Raw genomic sequence first — 19,393 nt, 5'->3', positions numbered from 1 at the left:
CTCCTCATTGCTCGGCGCGCGCCTCGCTCAGCGCGGCCGCGTAGGCCGCCAGCGCGCTCGGCCAGAACTGTTCGAGGTAGTCGCGCGCGTCGCCGAGTCCGCGCGGATCGAGCGTGTACACCCGCCGTGTGCCTTCCGCGCGCACCATGACCAGCCGCGCCGCCCGCAGCACTTTCAGGTGCTGGGAGACCGCCGAACTGCTCACGCCGACCAGGTCGGCCAGCTCCCCCACCGATCTCGGCGCATGCGGCAGCGCCTCGAAAATCGCCCGCCTGGTCGGCTCGGCCAGCGCCTCGAGTGCCCGAACTCCGTTAGTCGCCACTTAAACATTGTGATCAACTAGCAATTAGCTGGTCAAGATCGCGTACTACCCAATTTCCCCAGGTAGGTAACACGGACACGCTCTACCGTTATCTCTTCGTGACACTCGAGCTGGGCTTTTACCGTTCTGTGACGGTAGCCACAAGGTAACAATTCGACTATCACGGTCCGTTAGCTTCGAGTCATGCCCGTGACCGATCTGTTATCAGCCCTTCGGCCCGGCGCGACTCGCTCTCGCCGGCACCGTGTCGCCACCCGTGCGGTGGCCGTCTCCGCCGCCGTTGGCGCCTCCCTCGGCGTCCTGGCCTTCGCCAACCCCGACAACCCGGCTCCCGCGGCCGCCGAAACCGCCGCGAACTCCAGCGCCATCCAGTACGCGGCGTTCGACCCGACCCAGCCGTCCGCTCCCGAGGCCTGGGACGAGCACCGCGCCGCTCAGGAAGCCGCCCCGGCGCCCGTCGCGGAACCCATCGCGGAACCCGCCCGTCCGCACACCGTGCGTCCCGTCGCGGGCCGACTCACCTCCAACTTCGGTTCCCGCTGGGGCTCGCAGCACAACGGCCTCGACTTCGGCGACCCGATCGGCGCTCCGATCTTCGCCGTCACCGACGGCGTCGTGATCGAGGCAGGCCCCGCTTCCGGCTTCGGCCTGTGGGTGCGAGTCCAGCAGGACGACGGCACCGTCGGAGTCTACGGACACGTCAACGATATCCTCGCGGAGGTCGGTCAGCCGGTCCTGGCAGGCGACGTGATCGCGACCGTCGGTAACCGTGGCCAGTCCACCGGTCCGCACCTGCACTACGAAGTGCACGATCCCACCTACGGCCCGATCGACCCGATGCCGTGGCTCGCCGCCCGTGGCGTCCACGTAGGTTTCGCCGGGGAGTGATCCGCACCCGGGTTCGCGAGCCCGATGAGGGGCTCGCGAATCCCCGCCGGTCGTCACTCCCGGCAGCCATGCCCGCGAACAGCGCCGTTCGCGGGCATGTGCGTTCTTCCGCCGCTCCCCCGCCCCAGGGTGAGCGGCGGAGTCGTCTGATACTCCGGTACGGGGCGCGAATAGTGCTGTGGCGGGACGTGTTCCGGCGTAGGCGATTCCTACGTTCGGGACATGTCGACGACCGAACTCGCCACCGTCAGCGGACACGACCAGCCCGATCTCCCGCGCGATACTCGGCGCCTGCACCGTCCCCTGCTCTGGTCATCGGTCGCTATGGCCGCGCTCGTCGTGTTCTCGCTGGGCGGGATGATCGTCGACGACCGCACGCTGCTCGGGGAGTCCGTGTGGTTGAAGACCTTCAAGTTCGGGGTGGCGTTCGCGGTATACGAGATCACGCTCGCATGGCTGTTGTCCGTGCCGCACAAGGGATCTCGCGCCACCTGGTGGCTCGGCACGACGTTCGCGGTGACCGGGGCGCTCGACGTGGGCTTCATCGTGGTCCAGGCCGCGCGCGGCACCTTCAGCCATTTCAACTCGTCCGACGACCCGGTCAACTCCATCGGCCAGATGGTGTTCGCCACCGGCGTGCCGGGCCTGTTCTTCGCGAACCTGCTCATCGTGCTGATCCTGTCCTGGCAGCGGCTGGTCGACCGGCCCACCGCCCGGGCCATCCACGCCGGACTGGCGCTGGCCGTGGCGGGCATGGCGCTCGGGTACCTGATGGGCTTCACCGGCGAACAGCTCGTCCGTGACGCCAACGGACAAGTCGTGGAGCTGGTCGCTGGCCACACCGTGTTGCCGGAAGACGCGCCCGCCGCCGAACTCGCGATCCGCGACACCGCCGAAGGCATGCCGTTCACCCACTGGAGCACCATCGGCGGCGACCTCCGCGTCCCCCACTTCATCGGCCTGCACGGCATCCAAGCCCTGCTCCTGGCCACCTTCCTGCTCACCTACCTGGCCCGCCGTCACCGCTGGCTGCGCCCCGAACCCACCCGCGCCGCCCTCATGGCCGTCCTCGCCCTCACCTACACCGGCGTACTCGCCATCACCTTCTGGCAAGCCATGCGCGCCCAATCCCTCATCCACCCCGACCCCCACACCCTCACCGCCTACGCCGCCCTCCTCACCTTCACCACAACAGCAACCTTCGTCCTCTACTACCGCGCCCGCCGTCTCGCGGCGTAGGTAGTGCCTCACCATCCGGTGCTGGACTACAGGAGCTGCCATAAGACGCGGAATCGAGCGTCGGGGCTAGCGCAGGCGTTCGGCTTCTCTGGCCAAGGTGACGAGGGTGGCGCTGAGGGAGGCGAGTTCGGTGGCGTCGGCGCCTTCGCCGATCGCGGTGGCGATGTCCTCGGCGGCGCAGCGGGCCGCGAACCAGCGGTCGGCGAGGTCGGCGGCCTCCTGGGCGCTGAGCACCACGGAGTCTTCCGGGATACCGGTGCCTTTGAGGCTGTTGCGGTGTTCGTAGGCCCGTTGGCGGCAGGACTGGCGGCAGTACCGGCGACGACGTCCGGCCTCCGACTCCACGATCTCCCGCCCACACCACAGGCAGGACAGCAAGCGGCGCGACATGAGGCAGAACACTAGTGTGTCGCCCGGCCAGTCCGCCCGCAGACCCCCCGCCGTCGCCGGACCGCAACATGGGAAACCTCAGGACGCCCGCGTCGCGAAGCACGACATCGCCACCGACTACAATGGAACGGTTCACCGTCGCCGTGTCGGGAACTATTGACGCAGGCCCGTTCGTTGCACTAGAGGTCCAGCGAGCGCAGGACGCGTTCGCCGGGCACGGTCGCAGCGCAACAAGACTCGAGCACACAGGGAGAGGCACACCATGGCAGATCGCGTACTCCGGGGCAGTCGGCTCGGAGCGGTGAGCTACGAGACCGATCGCGACCACGACCTGGCCCCGCGTCGGATCGCCCGGTACCGCACCGACAACGGCGAAGAGTTCGACGTGCCCTTCGCCGACGACGCCGAGATCCCCCCGACCTGGCTGTGTCGCAACGGCCAGGAGGGCATCCTGGTCGAGGGCACCACGCAGGAGACCAAGAAGGTCAAGCCGCCGCGCACCCACTGGGACATGCTGCTGGAGCGTCGCAGCAAGGAAGAGCTCGAGGAGCTGCTCAAGGAGCGCCTCGAACTGCTCAAGACCCGCCGCCGCGCCTGACGCAGCCGACTGAAAAGGCCGCCTCCCGATCGGGAGGCGGCCTTTTGTCGTGTCCGCGACTCAGTGGCTGGCGACCTTGCGGTAGCGCAGCAGCGCCAACGGCATCGCCACGGCCAAGATCGCGACCGAGCAGATGATGGCGTACTCGACGCAGTGCTCGGCGGCCCAGCCCGAGGGCGGCACGAACGAGGGCGGGGAATCGTTCTCGAACAACTTGCGTCCGGACGCCGAGACCGCGGTGATCGGATTCCACTCCGCCATGGTGCGCAGCGGCCCCGGCAGCGTCTCGGCGGAAATGAACGCCGACGAGATGAAGCTGAGCGGGAACAACCAGATCAGGCCCGCGGACTGGGCGACCTCGACGGTCGGCGAGAACAGACCGGTGACCGCGCCGACCCACGACATCGCGAACGCGAACAGCAGGATGATCCCGAAAGCCAGGACGGCGTCGGCGATTCCGCCGTTGATCCGCCAGCCGACGATGTAGCCGCAGACCACCATGACCACCAAGCTCAGGATGTTCACGGCCAGGTCCGACAGCGTGCGGCCCATGAGCACCGCGAGCCGCGACATGGGCAGCGTGCGCATCCGATCGATGATGCCCTTGTGCAGGTCGCCCGCCAGGCCGACGGTGGTGAACGCCGCATTGAAAGCGACCGTCTGGGCGAAGATTCCGGCCAGCAGGAACTCGCGGTACTGGCTGCCGCCCAGCGAGGCGCCGAAGATGTAGGCGAAGAGGAACACGAACATCAACGGCTGGATGGTCGCGGTCACCAGCAGCGTCGGCACCCGCAGGATGGTCAGCAGATTGCGCCAGGCGACGATCGCGCTGTCCCGGAAGATCCGCAGCTTCGGTGGCGTGATCTCCTGGGGCACCGGCTCTTTCGGTTTCGTCTGCGCGGTCTCCTCGGCCTTGTCGAGCTCGTCGCGTACCACGGTGGAGGCACTCGTCACGGGGCCACCTCGCTCGCGCGGGGCGATGCCGCTGTCGTAGTTGTCGGTTCGAGTCGCTGACTCACGACATGATCTCCTCGGGTACGTCGTCGGTTTCCGATTCGGCGCTCGGCGTCGCCGCCGATGTGCCGGTGAGGGACAGGAATACGTCGTCGAGACTGGGTCGGTGCACGCTCGCGTCGACCACGCACACCCCGGCGTCGTCGAGCCTGCGCAACGCCTCGACCATGGTGCGCGAGCCGTCGCCGACCACCACCGTCACCTCGTCGGTGCCGGTCTCGTGGCTCGGCTCGCCGACGCCGATCTGGGCGAGCACCGTCATCGCGGGCTTGGCCTCCTGGCCGGGCGCCAGGGTGACGGTGAGCCGGTCGCCGCCGATGGAGGTCTTCAGCTCGTCGGCCGAACCGCGCGCGATGACCCGCCCGCGGTCGATGACGGTGATGCGGTCGGCGAGCAGATCGGCCTCTTCCAGGTACTGGGTGGTGAGCAGCACGGTGGTGCCGTCGTCGACGAGATCGCCGATGACCCGCCACATGTCGAGCCTGCCGCGCGGATCCAGACCGGTGGTCGGCTCGTCGAGCACCACCACCGCGGGCCGGGCGACGAGCGCGCCCGCCAGGTCGAGGCGGCGCGCCATGCCGCCGGAGTAGGTGCCCGCGCGGCGGTGCGCGGCGTGGTCGAGGCCGAGCGCGCCGAGCAGTTCGGCGGCGCGGGTGGTGGCTTGGCGCGGTGTCATGCCGTAGAGCCGGGCCACCATGCGGAGGTTCTCGTAGCCCGAGAGGTTGGCGTCGACCGCCGCGTACTGACCGGAGAGACCGATCCGCCGCCGCGCGTCCGCCGGGTCGCGGAGCACGTCGATACCGGCCACCCGCACCGAACCCGCGCACGGCTTCAGCAGGGTCGTGACGATCCGGACGGTGGTGGTCTTGCCCGCGCCGTTGGGCCCGAGCAGTCCCATCACCGTGCCCGCCGGAATCTCCAGGTCGATGTCGTCGAGCACTCGAATCTTGCCGTAGTTCTTGACGAGACCGCGCACCTCCACCGCGAGAGTCATGACCGCACCTCACTCACTAGGCATCCTCCTTCGTTGTGCCCGCGCCGCCGTCGAGCTGCCGGTTCAGCACCGGTCCGATCACGGCGAGCGACTCGGGTGCGGTCATGGCCGAATGGCGGCAGAGCAGTTCGTGGTCGTGGACGGTTCCGGTGACGAACGGCTCCCACGCCGCCGCGCACCGTGCCGGATCGGCCTGGTTGATCTCGTCGGCCGCGGCGGTGAAGAACAGCACGTCGCCATCGAAGGTGCGCGGCTGGAAGCCGTGCGCCAGCTCCGTGCCGTTGGTGTAGCCGGTGTACAGCCGTTCCAGGTGCTCGACGGTGAGCGCCGCGAACGCGCCGGGGCGCGAGCGCAGCAGTTCCGCCGCGTCGAGCAGGCTCATCGTGGGATCGAGTTCGACGTCGTCGCCGAGGTCGCTGCCGAACTCCGCGATGATGTCGGCGACGCCCGGGATGGCGTGTTCGAGCAATTCGTCGGAGAGCTGGTAGCTGTCCATCATCGCCAGCAGCGCCACCTCGTCGCCGGACTCCTGCAGCCGCACCGCGATCTCGTGCGCGATGAGACCGCCGAGCGACCAGCCGAGCAGGTGGTACGGACCTTCGGCCTGCACCGACTTGATGTGCGCCACGTAGTAATCCGCGGCCTCGCCGATGGTGGCGAAACCCTCCTCCCCCGCGACGTGCGGTGATTGCAGCCCGTACAGCGGCCGGTCCGGCGACAGGTGCGCGAGCAGACCCGAGTAGCACCAGGACAGCCCGATCGCCGGGTGGACGCAGAACAGCGGAGCCCGGCGTCCCGGAGCGGTCGGCCGGATCGGCAGCACCGCGCCGAGCGCACCGGCCATCGCGGTGGCCGCGCCGTCGGAACCTGCCAGCCGCGCGGCGATGGCGGCGGGTGTCGCCTCGCCGAACATCACCTGCACCGGCAGGTCGATGCCCTCGGCCCGCACCTGGGCGACAACCTTCGTGGCCAGCAGCGAGTTGCCGCCGAGTTCGAAGAAGGCGTCGTCGGCGCCGACCCTTTCCACCCCGAGCACCGATTCGAAGGCCGCGCACAGCACCGCCTCGACCGGGTTGCTCGGCGCCCGGTAGCCGCCGGACGCGCTGAACACCGGTTCCGGCAGCGCCTTGCGGTCGAGTTTGCCGACCGGGCTCAGCGGGACCTCATCGATGAGCATGATCGATTGCGGCACCATGTAATTCGGCACCAGCCCGGCCACGTGTTCGGTCAACTCGGCGGCGCCGACCTCGGTTCCGTTGCGCGGCTTCACATACGACACCAGCGCCGTGCTGCCCGCGGGCGTGCGATAGCCGATGGTGGTGGCGAACTCGACCGCGCGGTGGCGACTCAGCGCGATGTCGATCTCGCCGAGCTCGATACGGAAGCCGCGGATCTTGACCTGGTGGTCGGTGCGGCCGACGTACTCGATCTCGTGTTCGCCCTCCGCCGCGCCGGACCACCAGCGCACCAGGTCGCCGGTGCGGTACATGCGCTCACCCGGCTTGCCGTACGGGTTCGCGACGAACCGCAGCGCGGTCAGTCCCGGCCGGTTCAGGTAGCCGCGGGCCAGCGCGCTGCCCGCCAGGTGCAGCTCACCGGTGACGCCGACCGGCGCCGGATGCAGCCTGGCGTCCAGCACGGTGGCGGCGACGCCGCGGATCGGACCGCCGATGGTGATCGGCCCGTCGGGCTCCATGGGCTGGGAGATCACCGTGACGATGGTGGTCTCGGTGGGCCCGTACGCGTTGTACAGGTTGCGACCGGGCGCCCACCGGGCGACCAGATCGGGCGGCAGCGCCTCGCCGCCGACCAGTACGTGCGCCAGATCGGTGACACCGGTCGGGTCGACCGTGCCGAGCGCGGAGGTCGTGATGAACGCGTGGGTGATCCGTTCCTCGATGAACACCTGTGCCAGCTCCGCGCCGCCGACCACTCCGGGCGGGGTGATCACCAGCGTCGCCGCGCCGCCCAGGGCGAGCAGCAGGTCCAGCATCGCGGCGTCGAAGCTCGGCGTCGCGAAATGCAGCACGCGGCAACCGGGTTGGACGTCGAAGCGCTCCGCGGTCTCGGCGGCGAAGTTGGACAAGCCGCCGTGGGTGACCATCACGCCCTTCGGGGTGCCGGTCGAACCGGAGGTGTAGATCACGTACGCCGGGTTGTCGACCCGCAGCGGGCGCACCCGCTCCCGTTGCATGATCGCCTTGTCCGACGCCGCGAGCACGCCCGCGCGGAACTGCGCGTCGTCCAGCACGATCCACTCGACGCCGTCGGGCAGCTCGTCGCGGTACTCGGCGAGCGTGATACCCAGCGCCGCACCGGAATCGGTGAGCATGTGGGAGATGCGCCCGGCGGGGTACAGCGGGTCGACCGGCACGAACGCCGCACCCGCCTTGGCGACCGCGAGGACCGAGGCGACCGACTCGATCGAACGCGGAATACCCAGCGCCACCAGGGTTTCCGGACCGACGCCGTGGCCGATGAGCACCCGGGCCAGCCGGTTGGTCCAGCGATCCAGCGCGTCGTAGGTCACCTGCGTGCCGTCCGAGATCAGCGCCACCGCGGTGCGGTCGACGTTCGCCGCGGCCTCGAACACGTCGGAGAAGACGATCGGGCGGTCGGCCTCGATGCCGCGCACCGGGGCCAGCCCGGTCCACTCCTCGGGGTCGAGCAGTTCCAGATCGCCGACGGCGGCGGTCGGCGTCGCCGCGATCGCCCCGAGCAGGCGCACCAGGCGCTTGCCGAGTCCGTGCGCGGTCCGCTCGTCGAACAGATCGCTCGCGTAGTTCACCGCGAGGGAGATACCGCCTGGCTCGCGCTGCGCGGTCTGCTCCTCGGTGAGGGTGAACTGCAGGTCGAACTTGGCGATCCCGGTGTCGCCGTCCTCGGCCTCGATGCGCAGACCCGGCAGTTCCAGGCTCCGCAGCGGACGATTTCGCACCGAGAGCATCACCTGGAACAACGGATGGTGCGCCTGCGAGCGGGCCGGGTTGAGCACCTCGACGAGGCGTTCGAACGGCAGGTCGGCGTGCGCGAACGCGTCCAGATCGGTGTCCCGCACGCTGTGCAGCAGGTCGGTGAACCGCGCGTCCGGATCGAGCCGGGTGCGCAGTACCAGCGTGTTGACGAACATGCCGATCATCCGGTCCAGCGCCGGGTGGCCGCGGCCCGCGATCGCGGTGCCGACCGCGATGTCGTCGGTGGCGGTCATCCGGTGCAGCAGCACCGCGAGCGCGGCGTGCAGCACCATGAACATGCTGACGTTGTTGCTGGTGGCCACCGCCTGCAGCTCCCGGTGGGTGACCGCGTCGATCGCGCATTCCACCGTGCCGCCACGATAGGAGGGCACGGGCGGCCGCGGCCGGTCCGCGGGCACGTTCAGCAGTTCGGGAACACCGTCGAGGGTGGCTCGCCAGTAGTCGAGCTGGCGGCGAAGCACCGAGTCGGGATCGTCTTCGGCGCCGAGCGTATCCCGCTGCCACAGTGTGTAATCCGCGTACTGCAGGGTCAGCTCGTCCCATTCCGGCCGCTGTCCGGCGCAGGCGGCGCGGTAGGCCACGGCCACGTCGACGGCCAGCGGCTCCAGCGACCAGCCGTCCATCGCGATGTGGTGCACGACGAGCACGAGGACGTTGTCGGTCGAGGCGGCGGGCCGTGCCGTGCCGTCCGGATCGGGTTCGTCGGACACGGTGATCAGCGCCGCGCGCAGCGGCACGGACTCGCCGAGGTCGAAGCCCGGTTCGGCGAAACTCCGGACCGCGTCGGCGACGCCGTCGGGGGTGACCGTCGCGACGAACAGCGTCACCGCCGCGTCGGCGGGATCCAGGACCACCTGGGCAGGTTCGCCGTCCAGCTCCGGGAACACCGTGCGCAGCGACTCGTGCCTGGCCTGCACCTCGTGCAGCGCCCACACCAGCGCGTCGACATCCAGTTCGCCGCGCATCCGCAGCACGACCGGAATGTTGTAGGCGCCCGCGCTGCGGTCCGCCGCGTCGGCGACCGGGCCGACTTCGTTGAACCGGTTGAGGAACCACAGCCGGTGCTGCGCGGCGGACAACGGAATCCGGTCGGGCCGCTCGCGTGGCACCGGCCCGGGGCGCGCCTCCGCGCCGGACGGCCCGGACTCGAGCATGGCGGCCAGCTCGGCGACGGTCGGCGCGGTGAAGACGCTGCGCACCTCGAGCCGGGTGTTGGTCGCCGCCTCCAGTCGCGCGACGAGCTGGGTGGCCAGCAGCGAGTTTCCGCCGATGTCGAAGAAGCTGTCGCTGGCGCCGACCGTCTCCGCGCCGACCAGATCGGCCATCACGGAGGCGACCAGCTTCTCCAGTTCGGTCTCCGGCGCCCGGCCGACGGATACGGCCGCGAACTGCGGCTCTGGCAGCGCCGCGGTATCCAGTTTGCCCACCGGGGTGAGCGGGATCCGGTCCAGCACCGTGATGCTCACCGGAACCATGTGCGCCGGAAGCTGTTCCGCGACGTGCGCGCGCAAGGCCTCGGTGTTCACGCCCGCGCGCACATCGATCGGCTGGACGAAGGCGACGATCCGATCGGCGCCCGCGATGTGGCGGACGTCGGTGTGCGCGAACCGCACGCTCGGGTGCCCGCCGAGCGCGGCGGTGATCTCGCCGAGCTCGATGCGGAACCCGCGCACCTTCACCTGGTGGTCGCTGCGGCCGAGGTAGACCAGCTCGTTCGCGGCGTTCCAGCGCACCACGTCGCCCGTGCGGTACATGCGGGCGCCCGCCGGTCCGAACGGGTCGGCGACGAACCGCGCGGCGGTGAGGCCGAGTCGGTCGAAATAGCCACGCGCCACACCGAATCCGCCCAGATACAGGTCGCCGGGCACGCCGACGGGCACCGGCCGCAGCCGGTCGTCGAGCACCATGGCCCGCGCACCGCGCACCAGCGTGCCGATGGTGATCGGCGCGCCGACGGTCACCTCGGCCGCCGTGACGACGACCGTCGTCTCGGTCGGGCCGTACCCGTTCAACATCAGCCGCCCCGGCGCCCAGCGGGCCACCAGCTCCGGCCCCCACGCCTCGCCGCCGATCATTAGCGAACGCAGGTGCGGCAGCGGCCAGCGTTCGTTGTCGATGGTGGACAGCGCCGCGGGCGTCATGAACGTGTGGGTGACCCGCTCGCGGTCCATCAGCGCGGCCAGCTCGTCGCCGCCGTAGATGTCCGGCGGGCAGATCACCATGGTCCCGCCCGCACCCACCGCGAGCAGCAGGTCGAACACGGCGGCGTCGAAGCTCGGCGAGGAGAAGTGCAGCGTCCGCGCGTCCGCGTCGACGCGCATCCGGTCGCGGATCTCGTCGGCGAAGTTCGACAGTCCGCTGTGGGTGACCGCGACGCCCTTCGGCCTACCGGTCGAGCCCGAGGTGTAGATGATGTAGGCCAGGTCGGCGATCCGCACGGGCCGCGACAGCTCCGCGTCATCGATCGGTCCGTCGTCCAGCCCGTCGAGCTCCGCCGTCATGGCCGGCTCGTCGAGCAGCAGCCAGTCGGTCGACGCTTCGTCGCCCGCGGCGCGCAGCCGCCCGGCGTGCCCGGACACGCTGACGCCGAACCGGCAGCCGGAGTCGGTCAGCATGTGGCGGACGCGATCGGCCGGGTAGTTCGGGTCCACCGGCACGAAGGCCGCACCGGATTTGGCGACCGCGAGCACGGTCAGCACCGAGTCGATGGAGCGGGTCAGGCCGAGCGCGACCCGATCGCCGACGCCGATGCCGCGCCCGACGAGGGCACGGGCCAAGCGGTTCGAACGCCGGTCGAGTTCGGCGTAGGTCATCGAGACGCCGCCGGACCGCACCGCGTCACGCCGCGCGTGCCGCCGCGCCGTGGCGGTGAAGTACGCCGCCAAGGTGAGCTGCGGCGTGGTGTGCCCGCCGGTCGCCGGGCTGAGCAGCCTGCGCTCGTTCTCGGTGCGGGCATCGATCTCACGGACCAGCGCACGCGGGTCGGCGGTGACCGCGGTCAGCACGCGCAGGAACCGATCGGCCAGCGTCTCGACCGTCTCGGCATCGAAGAGCTCGGCCGCGTAGACGAATTCGAAGTCACGCGCGCCGGCGTCACGGGCCGCGACCCGCAGCTCCAGATCGAACTTGGCGCGCGCGATGTCCAGTTCCTCGGCGCTCAGCGCCAGCTCCGGCAGTTCGAGGGTCGGCGTGGGCCCGTCCTGAACGGTCAGCGCCACCTGGAACAGCGGTCGGTTCGCCCCGGCGCCCGCGACCCGGCCCAGCTCCTCGACGACGCGCTCGAACGGCACGTCGGCGTTGGCCATGGCGGTCAGCTCGGTGTCGCGGTCGGCGCGCAACTGGTCGCTGAACGGCCGGTCCGGATCCACGTCGGAGCGCAGCATCATGGTGTTCACGAACATGCCGACCAGTTCGTCGAGCTTGGTGTCCGTGCGGCCCGCGACCGGCGTGCCGATCACGATGTCGCGCCCGCCGGTGACGAACCGCAGCAGCACGGCCAGTGCCGAGCGCAGCACCATGAACAGGCTGACGCCCTGCTCACGCGCGAGTTCGGCGAGCGCCCGCTGGACCGGCTCCGGCACGGCGAACCGCACGGTGCCCGCCTGCTGGGTCGGGTCGAGCGGCCGCGGGCGGTCGTACGGCAGTGGCAGCTCGGTGGGCAGGTTGGCCAGTTCGGTGCGCCAGTAGGCGAGCTGCGCGCCCGCGACGCTCTCCGGATCGCTCTCGTCGCCGAGGCAGGCCCGCTGCCAGAGCCCGAAGTCGGCGTACTGCACCGGAAGTGGCGTCCACACCGGCGCGCGACCTTCGCGGCGCGCCGCGTAGGCCACCGCGAGGTCGCGGGTCAGCGGGCCGAGCGACCAGCCGTCGGCCGCGATGTGGTGCACCACGATACCGAGTTGGTAGCGCTGAGTAGCGGTGCACAGCAACGCGATTCGCAGCGGCGTGTCCCTGGTCAGGTCGAAGCCGCCGCGCGCGAGTACGCGCAGCGCGTCCGTCGCCCCCGCCTCGTCGACCATGATCGGCTCCACCGAGGGCAGCGCCCGGCCGATCGGCAGGACCAACTGCTGGGCGCCCGCGCTGTCCTCCGGGTACACGGTGCGCAGCACTTCGTGCCGCTCCACCAGATCGGTGAGCGCGGCGCGCAGCGCGGGCACATCCAGATCGCCGTCGATTCGAATGACGAAAGCGATGTTGTAGGCGCTGGATTCGGGCGAGAATCGATTCAGGAACCACAGTCGCTGCTGCGGCAGCGACAGCGGGATGCGTCCCGGACGCGGAGTGTGCACAGCCAGCGCCACCCGTCGCGTCCGGGGCGCTTCCGCCAATCGCTCGGCGACGGCGGCGACCGTCGGCTCCTCGAACAGCGTCCGCACCGGCAGATCCACACCGAACTCGGCGTGCAGCGCGGCCGCCAACCTGGTGGCGAGCAGCGAGGTGCCGCCGATGTCGAAGAAGCTGTCCTCGGCGCCCTCGACCGGGTGTCCGAGCACGGCGCCGAACACGCCCGCCACCCGGATCTCGGTCTCGGTGCGCGGCGCGCGCGACGGACCTGCGGCCGCGAACACCGGCTGCGGCAAGGCCTTTCGGTCCAGCTTGCCGGACGGGGCGACGGGCAGCCGATCGAGCATCATCACCGAGGCGGGCACCATGTAGCCGGGCAGCTGCTGTCGCGCTGTCTCCAGGATCGCGGCGGGCGTCACGCCCTCCGCGTCCTTCTCCGCCGTCACGTAGGACACCAGCCGCGGGTCGCCGTGGTTGCCGGCGTGCACGATCGTCAGCGCGGAACGCACGCCGGGGTGCGTGCGCAGCGCGTGGTCGATCTCGCTGAGTTCGACGCGGAAGCCGCGGATCTTGATCTGGTCGTCGGCCCTGCCGAGGAAGCGCAGCCGCCCGGCCGGATCGGCGACCACCAGATCGCCGGTGCGGTACATCCTTTCGCCTCGCCTGCCGTGCGGATTCGCCGGGAAGCGTTGCGCCGTCAGGCTGTAACGGCCGAGGTAGCCGCGGGCCAGGCCGGGGCCGGACAGGTACAGCTCGCCCGGCGTGCCCGGCGGCACCGGGTGCAGGCGCCGGTCGAGCACGAACAGGCGCATGCCGCGCACCGGCATGCCGAGCGGCACCGGATGTCCCGCCGCCATCGGTCCCGACGCCGTCGCGGCGACGGTGGCCTCGGACGGCCCGTACATGTTGTGCATGCGGTGCCGCGTCGACCAGGTCGCCACGAGCTCCTCGGAGCACGCCTCGCCGCCGACGATCACGGCCTCGAGCTCGTCGAGACCCTCGTCCGGCACGGTGGCCAGCGCGGCGGGGGTGATGAACGCGTGCGTGACGTGCTCGTCGCGCAACAGTTCCGCCAGCTCCGCACCGCCGTACATCCCGGCCGGAGCGATCACGATGGTCGCGCCCGCCGCGAAACCGAGCAGCAGTTCGAGTACCGACGCGTCGAAGCTCGGCGACGAGAAGTGCAGCGTGCGTGCGGAATCCGTGACGCCGAACTTGTGCATCTGCTCGCTGGCCAGCGACGCGATGCCGGCGTGGGTCACCACGACGGCCTTCGGAATTCCGGTCGAGCCCGAGGTGTAGATCAGGTAGGCGGGGTGGCTGGTCCGCAGCGGGTGGTGCCGGTCGGCGTCGGTGATCGGCGCGGTGGAGTGGTGGTCGCACTCGGCCGCCAGTTCGGTCGACCCGAGCACTAGCCAGTCCACGTAGGACTTGCGGTGCCGCCCACGCGGCGCGGGCCATTCGGGTATGGCGGCCAAGCACTCCGGAATGGTCAGGCCGAGAAACGCGCCGGAGTCGGCGATCATGTGCCCGATCCGCTCGGCCGGGTAGCCGGGATCGATCGGCACATACGCCGCACCGGTTTTCGCGACGGCCCAGACCGCGGCGATCGAGTCGAGGCTGCGCGGCAGCGCGATGGCCACCACCACCTCGGGGCCCGCGCCGTGCTCGATCAGCACGCGCGCCAAGCGGTTCGACATCTCGTCGAGCTCGCGATAAGTGGTGGCCTGTCCGAGGTAGCGCACCGCGACGGCGTCGGGCAGCCGCTCGGCGGTGGCGGTGAGCAGGCGGGCCAGCGAGATCGACGGCTCGGCGGGTGCGGCCGCGATGGGGACCAGGTTGTCGGCTTCCCTGCGGTCGAGGATGTCTATGTCGCCGACCGGCATCTCCGGCGCCGCGACCGCCGCGGTGAGCAGGGCGACGAAACGGCGTGCGAACGATTCGACGGTCCGCTCGTCGAAAACGTCCTTGGCGTAGCCGAATTCGGCGGTGAGCGGACCGTCGCCGAAGCTGTCGTGCACCTCGAGCTGCAGATCGAACTTGGCTACGTCGGCCGCGAGCGGCACCACCTGGGCCGTCACGTTCGGCAGTTCGACGCCGAGTTCCGGCGCGCGGTCGTAGGACAGCATCACCTGGAACAGCGGGTGCCGCGCGGCCGACCGCTCCGGGTTGACCACCTCGACCAGCCGCTCGAACGGCACGTCCGCGTTGGCGAACGCGTTCAGGTCGGTCTCGCGGGCCACGTCGAGCATCCGGTCGAAACCGGCCGCCGCGTCGACCTCGGTGCGCAGCACCAGCGTGTTGACGAACATGCCGACCAGGTCGTCGAGCGCCGGATCGGAGCGCCCGGCGATCGGGGTGCCGACCGCGATGTCGGAGCTCGCGCACAGCCGGGCCAGCAGGGTGGCCAGTGCCGCGTGCAGCACCATGAACATGCTGACACCGCGGCTGGCGGCGAGTTCGGCCGCGGCGCGGCGGGTTTCGGCCGAGATGGTGAACGCGACCCGGCCGCCGGTGGTGGAGCGGCGCATCGGGCGCGGGCGATCCAGCGGCAGGTCGAGCTGGTCGGGCAGGCCGGCCAGCGCCGAACGCCAGTAGGTCAGCTGGCGGCTCAGCGCGCTGGCCGGATCGTTCTCGTCGCCGAGCAGTTCGCGCTGCCAGAGGGCGAAATCGGCGTACTGCACCGGCAGCGGCGTCCACCGCGGCGCGGCGCCCTCCGCGCGCGCGGCCACCGCCGCCATCAGGTCCTTGGCCAGCGGCGTCACCGACCAGCCGTCACCACAGATGTGGTGCAGCACGATCAGGAACACGTGCTGCTGCGGACCGGTCTGCCACAGGGCGACCCGGATCGGCGCCTGACCGCGCAGATCGAAGCCGTACCCGGCGAACTCGGTGGCCAGCGCGGCCACGTCGGCGCCGATGGCGTCGATCGGATCCAGGGTCAGCGGGATGTCGGCGGCCTGGTGGATCAGCTGGTAGGGGCCGTCGGCGGCTTCCGGGAAGGTGGTGCGCAGGCTCTCGTGGCGATCGATCACGTCGACGAGACCGGCGCGCAGTGCCGCATGGTCGAGCGGTCCGTCGAGGCGGACGGCCAGCGGCATGTTGTACGCGGCGGCATGCTCGGCGAAACGGTTCAGGATCCACAACCGCTGCTGGGCCAGCGACAGCGGAATCCGTTCCGGCCGTTCGGCGGGCAGCAACCGCGGCGAGGTGGTGTCGGGGATGTGCGAGGCGAAGCGCTGGGTGAGGGCGGCCACCGTGGACGCCTCGAACAGGTCGCGGATGGTCAGCGCGGTGCCCAGCGCGACGTTGATCCGCGCGACGGCGCGGGCGGCGATCAGCGAGTTGCCGCCGAGATCGAAGAAGCTGTCCTCGAGCCCGATCGCGTCGATGCCGAGCACTTCGCTGAATATCGCCGCGAGCGCGCGCTCCACCTCGGTGCGCGGCGCAGCGGTCACCGGCATCGTCCTCGCGACCAGCGTCGGCACCGGCAGCGCCTTGCGGTCGATCTTGCCGTTGGCGCTGAGCGGTAGTTCGTCGAGTTCGATGACCGCCGAGGGGACCATGTAGGCGGGCAGCGTGCGGCGCAGCGCGGCCAGCAGGGTCTGGGTGTCCATGCGCTCGTCGTCCGCGCCCGGTGCGGCGACCACGTAGGCCACCAGCTCGTCGCCGGTGCGCCCGGTGTGCGCCACACAGACCGCCCTGGTGACGCGCTCGTCGTCCAGCAGCGCGGCCTCGATCTCGCCGAGCTCGATGCGCAGGCCGCGGATCTTCACCTGGAAGTCGGTGCGGCCCAGGTACTCCAGCACGCCGCGGCCCTCGGCCGTCGGCTCGAGCTGCCAGCGGGCGAGATCCCCGGTGCGGTACATGCGCGCGCCGGGAGTGAACGGGTTGGCCACGAATCGGTCGGCGGTCAGCCGCGGCTGGCCGAGATACCCGCGGGCCAGCTGCACACCGGCCAGGTACAACTCGCCGACGACGCCGGGTGGCACCGGTCGCAGCCGCTCGTCGAGCACGTAGGTCTGGGTGTTCCAGACCGGCGAGCCGATCGGCACGGTCTCCGGCGAACTCGGGCACGGCCAGTAGGTGACGTCGACGGCGGCCTCGGTGGGCCCGTACAAGTTGTGCAGCTCGGTGCCGCGCAGCACCGCGTGGAAATCGCGAACGGTGGCGGCGGGCAACGCCTCGCCGCTGCAGAACACCCTGCGCAGGCCGACGCACCCGCGCACATCGGTGTCGGTGACGAACACCGACAGCATGGACGGCACGAAATGCGCCGTGGTGATGCGCTTCTCGGCGATGACGCGCGCGAGGTAGGCGGGATCGCGGTGGCCGTCGGGCGCCGCGATCACCAGACGCGCGCCGATCTGCAAGGGCCAGAAGAACTCCCAGACCGAGACGTCGAAGGTGGCCGGGGTCTTCTGCAAAACCGCGTCGGTGCGGTCGAGCGGGTACTCGTGCTGCATCCAGTGCAGCCGGTTCACGATGGACTCGTGAGATACGCCGACGCCCTTGGGTTTTCCGGTGGAGCCCGAGGTGAAGATGACGTAGGCGAGGTGCTCGGGACGCAGCGGCGCCCACCGGTCGGCGTCGGTGATCGGCGCGGCGTCATAGCCGGACGTGTCCAAGGTGTCGAGCATCAGCACCGGGGTGCGCACCGGCAGCGCGAGCCCGTCGCGCTCGGCGCCGAGCAGGCACACCGGAGCGGCCTGGCCGAGGATGCCATCGATGCGATCGGCCGGGTGATCGGGGTCCAGCGGCAGGTAGGCCGCGCCCGCCTTGACGATCGCGTACATGCCGACGACCAGTTCGATGCCGCGCCGCAGGCAGAGACCGACGACCGTGTCCGGGCCCGCGCCGCGCGCGATGAGCAAGCGCGCCAACCGATTGGCCCGCTCGTCGAGCTCGCGGTAGGTCAGCGCGCGTCCCTCGAACTCGAGCGCGGTCGCCTCCGGGCAGATCTCCACACGCTCGGCGAACAGCTCGGCCAGCGTGCCTTCCCGGACGGGCGTCTCGGTGTCGTTCCATTCGCGCAGCACCAGTTCGCGCTCGGCGTCGGTGATCGCGCACAGCGACGCCGCCGCGGTCTCCGGCTCGGATTCCAGGAACTCGCCGAGGAAGTCGAGGAAACGACCGTGGTGCATGGCGACCTCGCGGTCGGCGTACAGCCTCGGGTTGGCCTCGAAGTCGACGTGGATGTGGCCGGCTTCGCCGTTGTAGAGATTGATCGAGAGGTCTTCCACCGGTCCGGTGGCGAGCACGTGCAGCGAGCCGGTCGACTCGCCGAACTTCAGCTCGTTGTGGAACAGCATGATGTTGACCATCGGCCCGAAGAATCCGCGCGCGTCCCTGGAGTAGCCGCAATCGCGCCGGATGTCGTCGTGCCGGTAGCGCTGATGCCGCAGGGCGCCGGTGATCTGCAGTTCCGTAGAGCGCACCACGTCGCCCACGGTGGTGTCCGCGTCGAAGCGCAGGCGAATCGGCACCACGTTCGACAGCACGCCCGCCGAACGACGCAGCGCGACGGTGGTCCGCGCCGCGACGGGCAGGCTCAGCACCACATCCGAATCGCCGGTCACCGAGCGCACGTAGCAGGCGAGCGCCGCCACGAACAGCGTCGAGTTGTTCGTGTCGAACGCCGCCATCGCCGCGGTCATGGCGGCGTCGGCGCGGTCGTCGAGCATGCCCATGGCCAGATGCCTGCCCGGATCCGGGGTCGAGGAGGTGACCGCGACGGTGGACAGGCTGAGCGGTCCGCCCGCCCCCGAGAGCTGTTCGAGCCAGTACTCGCGGTCGGTGCGGAACCGGTTGGACTCGCGGTAGGCCGACTCGTCGGCGTAGATCTGCGCCAGCCCGGTCGCGCGCGAGACCGACGGCTCCGTCTGGTTCTGGACCGCGGTGTAGATCTCGGCCGTGCGGGTCAGCGCGTTCATCGCGCCGTAGCCATCGATCACGATGTGGTGGCCGCGCGAGTACCAGAAATACTCGTAGTCACCGACGCGCAGCACCACGTTGGTTGTGAGTGGATCGTGTTCCAGATCGATGGGAGAGCTGGCGTGCTCGGTCATCCAGCGCAGCGCGGCGCCGCGCGGGTCGGGTTCGTCGCGCAGATCGAAGCGGCCCCAGCCGGGGCGGCGGGACCAGTCGACCATCTGATGGGGAATACCGTCGATCTCCGCCATTCGGACGTGCCCGACCTCGGTCTCGGCACCGAAACGCTCGATCGCGTAGAGCAGACACCCGACGTCCAGATCTCCGTGGATCTCGACGTATTGGGCGATCGTCAAGGGTACGTCGGGCCGAATCCGCTGGGCGTACCACAGGGCCGTCTGCGCTGGGGAGAGAGCGAAGGGTTGTGCCGAAAACTCACCCGAAGTGCATTGGTCGACGCGATCGGTGGCCAATGAACTCATTCATCACTCCGTTCTGCCGCAACTGACGCAACTCCCCGACCCCCCTACGGCGGCCACGCATGCGCGAGCCGTAGGACGTGTGATCCACGCCCTATGATTCGGAGCACCCCAGATGCCGGATGGCCGACGTATTGGATTTGTTTCACATCGAACGACGTTGGCAGAACGTCCTTTTGGCCAGCTACATTTCCGCAAACTTTCGCGTCGAGCGGCGTCGCGGACCACAAACACCGAGGTCCGACGGCTTACGCCGCGGACGGAATCAACCCCCGACGCCCA

Annotated in this window: 8 protein-coding genes; 3 read left to right on the top strand and 5 right to left on the bottom strand. The window is 70.2% G+C overall.

Annotated elements, in window-relative coordinates; all coding sequences use genetic code 11:
- Positions 1-4 precede the first annotated feature (4 nt).
- The gene (locus ABZV58_RS25155; RefSeq protein WP_355002592.1) at positions 5-322 is read right to left on the bottom strand and encodes a metalloregulator ArsR/SmtB family transcription factor; all 318 of its coding nucleotides are present in this window, start codon (positions 320-322) and stop codon (positions 5-7) included.
- A gap of 261 nt (positions 323-583) precedes the next feature.
- On the opposite strand from ABZV58_RS25155, the gene ABZV58_RS25150 reads away from it, so the two are divergent.
- Positions 584-1,210 (top strand): M23 family metallopeptidase, encoded by a 627-nt coding sequence (locus tag ABZV58_RS25150; RefSeq protein ID WP_355002591.1) that lies wholly within the window; start codon positions 584-586, stop codon positions 1,208-1,210.
- 222 nt (positions 1,211-1,432) lie between these two features.
- Positions 1,433-2,449, top strand: coding sequence for a hypothetical protein (locus tag ABZV58_RS25145; RefSeq protein WP_355002590.1), 1,017 nt, complete (start codon positions 1,433-1,435; stop codon positions 2,447-2,449).
- A 66-nt stretch (positions 2,450-2,515) separates the two neighbouring features.
- Here the strand turns inward: ABZV58_RS25145 and ABZV58_RS25140 are convergent, their stop codons facing one another.
- Positions 2,516-2,839, bottom strand: coding sequence for a hypothetical protein (locus ABZV58_RS25140; RefSeq protein ID WP_355002589.1), 324 nt, complete (start codon positions 2,837-2,839; stop codon positions 2,516-2,518).
- Between the two features lie 262 nt (positions 2,840-3,101).
- Between ABZV58_RS25140 and ABZV58_RS25135 the strand changes: the two genes are divergently transcribed.
- Positions 3,102-3,437: an RNA polymerase-binding protein RbpA gene (locus ABZV58_RS25135; RefSeq protein WP_067791875.1), complete on the top strand. Its 336-nt coding sequence runs from the start codon at positions 3,102-3,104 to the stop codon at positions 3,435-3,437.
- Positions 3,438-3,497: 60 nt separating this feature from the next.
- On the opposite strand, the gene ABZV58_RS25130 is transcribed toward ABZV58_RS25135, so the two are convergent.
- From ABZV58_RS25130 to ABZV58_RS25120, 3 genes are all read right to left on the bottom strand, one after another.
- The gene (locus tag ABZV58_RS25130) at positions 3,498-4,280 is read right to left on the bottom strand and encodes an ABC transporter permease (RefSeq protein WP_355002674.1); all 783 of its coding nucleotides are present in this window, start codon (positions 4,278-4,280) and stop codon (positions 3,498-3,500) included.
- A gap of 172 nt (positions 4,281-4,452) precedes the next feature.
- Positions 4,453-5,445: an ATP-binding cassette domain-containing protein gene (locus tag ABZV58_RS25125; protein ID WP_355002588.1), complete on the bottom strand. Its 993-nt coding sequence runs from the start codon at positions 5,443-5,445 to the stop codon at positions 4,453-4,455.
- 16 nt (positions 5,446-5,461) lie between these two features.
- Positions 5,462-19,114 (bottom strand): amino acid adenylation domain-containing protein, encoded by a 13,653-nt coding sequence (locus ABZV58_RS25120; protein ID WP_355002587.1) that lies wholly within the window; start codon positions 19,112-19,114, stop codon positions 5,462-5,464.
- Positions 19,115-19,393: the final 279 nt, after the last annotated feature.

The sequence above is a fragment of the Nocardia sp. NPDC004654 genome, from assembly GCF_040609595.1.
Lineage (GTDB): Bacteria > Actinomycetota > Actinomycetes > Mycobacteriales > Mycobacteriaceae > Nocardia.
Note: the sequence above shows the minus strand (reverse complement) of the source record. Positions and strands in the feature narration are given on the sequence as shown.